3 protein-coding genes and 1 other RNA gene are annotated in these 2,794 nt (G+C 39.1%); all 4 read right to left on the reverse strand.

From position 1 onward, the window contains the following. Positions 1 to 598: 598 nt before the first annotated feature. The 4 genes from rnpB to ACFVSH_RS25070 all read right to left on the reverse strand — a co-directional run bounded on the left by rnpB (position 599) and on the right by ACFVSH_RS25070 (position 2,711). Positions 599 to 988: RNase P RNA component class B (gene rnpB / locus ACFVSH_RS25055), an RNA gene on the reverse strand. A gap of 81 nt (positions 989 to 1,069) precedes the next feature. Beyond that, positions 1,070 to 1,384, reverse strand: coding sequence for a cell division regulator GpsB (gene gpsB / locus ACFVSH_RS25060; protein ID WP_192205295.1), 315 nt, complete (start codon positions 1,382 to 1,384; stop codon positions 1,070 to 1,072). Positions 1,385 to 1,586: 202 nt separating this feature from the next. After that, positions 1,587 to 2,138, reverse strand: coding sequence for an SLOG family protein (locus ACFVSH_RS25065; RefSeq protein WP_387597511.1), 552 nt, complete (start codon positions 2,136 to 2,138; stop codon positions 1,587 to 1,589). Positions 2,139 to 2,204: 66 nt separating this feature from the next. Further along, a complete protein-coding gene (locus tag ACFVSH_RS25070; RefSeq protein WP_387597514.1) occupies positions 2,205 to 2,711 on the reverse strand; it encodes a CotD family spore coat protein in 507 nt (168 codons plus the stop codon). Positions 2,712 to 2,794 lie beyond the last annotated feature (83 nt).

Here is a 2,794-nt window from a genome sequence, read left to right on the forward strand (position 1 = left end):
TCCCGCTGCTCCCGCAGGAGTCTCGCACTTGCGCTCCAATCAACCTTAAATAGTTAGTTTTTAAAAACAACAATCTTTTTGAAAAGAGCCTTTATATTTCAGTTAGAATTCTTTATTGTTTGCTTAGCTTATTTTATGATCATGTAGCAAGGACATGAAATAAAGCAATACTCAATTATCCATATACCTTAAGATACACGCTGCAATCATACGATTGAAATCATCGAAACCGATTATGTATGCTTCCCATCATTATCCTAATATTTGAAGTTTTCCGTATTGATACCTTCATTTTAAAGCTAACAGAAGTGTTAAGGAACCTTTTAAAAATAGGATGCCCAGAATCAAGGAATGCTTTACATTCCGACACTATTTTTTAAAAATGTTACCGACTGACTTCATTCGAACCCATTTTCTTCCGACTGACACTTTTCGAAATGGAATGAAAAACTTGCCAAGTTCTTAGTTTAACACAGCGGTGTTTCAGAAAACGAAAAATAAATGAAAATGCCCAATCTTTTTTATAATCAGGTAATCTCCATAAACAAAAACTCCCCTTTTTAAAGGAGAGTTGTGCTTTTGGTGTAATATGATAACGTTCTGTAAGCCATGTTTTGTTCCTCAGTACTGCAAGCGACTCGCGTCTCGTACTTCGGCGGTAATCATCTATCTACAGAAGCATATGCCTCTGTCCTTCTCCTCGTTCAATTCCAAGGAAGAAAGCGCCCCTACCATTAATTTGGGTTTCTCGCTCGTGGGGTTTACCTCGTTCCACCCTTTACATTTCTGTAAAGGCTACGTCACTGTGGCACTTTTATAGGTATTCATGCCATATCCAAAAGGACTTAGGCATTTTCCCAGCCGTCAGCAATCCAAGATTGCTGCCCAAGCTTATTTTTTCGCCAGGCACGAACACTACGGACATCGCAGTCCGTGCGAGCATGGACTTTCCTCTACTGCATAAATGCAGCAGCAATTACCCAAACGTTAACATAACATAATTGATTATACTCCATTACTCATGAAAAAACAATACCAAAATAATTTTTAACTTTTACAATATAAAATCTTAGTCAAAAAGCTTGTTACCAAAAACATGCTTTTCCAAGTTTGATAACCGTTTAAGGATGTCAAAGTTAGTGGTTCCCGGAGTGGCACTAGGAGCAGCAGGTTGATTTGGACGTTTTGTACTCTCTTCGGCTTGTTTTTTCAATTTAAGATTTTCTTGTTTAAGATCTTCGATTTCCTGATGGAACACTTCATAATCTTTAATGATCAAATCAAGGAATTGATCCACATCTTCAGGTTTATAACCGCGCATGGCTGTTTTAAAATCTTTTTCAAGAATATCTTTAGCCGTTAATTTTATCTTATCGGATAGCATAAGACTTCACCTCAATACTTTCGCCAATACAATGGACTTTTTATTATTTTTTCAAATCTGCTTGGGTTTGTCAACGAAACACCTTTTTGTATGCATACTGTTTTGTGAACGTTATGTATTCCCATTAAATCTGTATCTAAATTTCATAATAATATGATTATGCTTTAGAAACAACTTTTAATCCATAATTATTTTCACTCCATCATTCTTCGGACCAGCTCGCTTCTTCCGCAGCCAGTTGTAGGTCATCAAAATTTATCTGAAAGATGGGGTATGGCTGTGTTTCGGCTTTTTTCATCGCCTCGAAATAAGGATATCGGGATGATCCTTCTTTTTCAGCCTCGAAAATGATGAGCATGGCATCGCTTTTATGGACCATATACTTGTTTTTGATTTTCAGTTGTTGTGGCCCTTCATATGGTTTATTGAATATGGACTCAACAAAATCGGCACGGGCCAATATGGATCGGTAATAGTCTTGATTCGTCTCGTTCCATGACTCTTCCTGCTTCAGGAAAGGGGTAAGCACTCCTAATTTAAGCTGAGGATATTCCTCCTGTAATTCGAACACCACTTCTGCACCCCATAGCTCCGTACCCAATTGACCTGAGATGATCACCCATTCCAGCCCATCTTCCGCCAATGGAAGGAGACGCTGCTTCATCGCTTTCTTTATATATTTTACGGCTTCATGGTCATTTTTGAATATCCCGAATTCAAAAGCCTTATAGCCGGTCATATACAAAACCTTCATAGCTTGACTAGTCTCCTTTATCATGATTATGTAAGAAAATAAGGGCTTAATAAGCCCCTTATTTTTTTAATATCCGAAATGTCCAGGCGGACAGCATGGGTTTTGCGGCGGCCTTCCACAAATCAAGTGTTGATTATAGCACTCGTTCACAACGGATTGAGTATGCGGGAAATAATGTTTAAACGTGTTCACATGTTTATTGACATTTGTAGTATGTGATGGATGAACGACAGGAATCACTGTGTTAGATACATTTGTATTGACAAATTGCTGTGTCGGAGAGACTTGCGCTGGGGCAACTTGAGATGGAAATGTTTGTGTTGGACCATATTGCGCTGGAGACACAGCAGATGGACCATATTGCGCTGGAGACACAGCCGATGGACTATAGGCTCCCATTACGTTGGACTTTTTACCGGTTGACGCTCCCATTACGTGATGGGGGTGTTTGCCGGTTGCTGCGCCCATTACGTTATGGGGGTGTTTACCGGTTGATGTGCCCATTACTCCAGGTGCGTTCCCGTATGCTCCCATTACATTGGGTTTATTTCCTCCACTATTACGAAAATACATTTATAATACGTCCCCTTTCATCATGATAAGTTTAGTCTTACCATTACAGAATATGAAAAAAAGGGGATACGTGTACTGATGAA

It is taken from the genome of Peribacillus sp. NPDC058002 (genome assembly GCF_042886655.1).
GTDB classification, from domain to species: Bacteria; Bacillota; Bacilli; order Bacillales; family DSM-1321; genus Peribacillus; species Peribacillus aracenensis.

Excerpts from the sequence above, each read along its gene's own strand:
- gpsB (WP_192205295.1), bottom strand. The coding sequence starts at position 1,384 with ATGCTATCCGATAAGATAAAATTAACGGCTAAAGATATTCTTGAAAAA.
- ACFVSH_RS25065 (WP_387597511.1), bottom strand. The coding sequence starts at position 2,138 with ATGAAGGTTTTGTATATGACCGGCTATAAGGCTTTTGAATTCGGGATA.
- ACFVSH_RS25070 (WP_387597514.1), bottom strand. The coding sequence starts at position 2,711 with ATGTATTTTCGTAATAGTGGAGGAAATAAACCCAATGTAATGGGAGCA.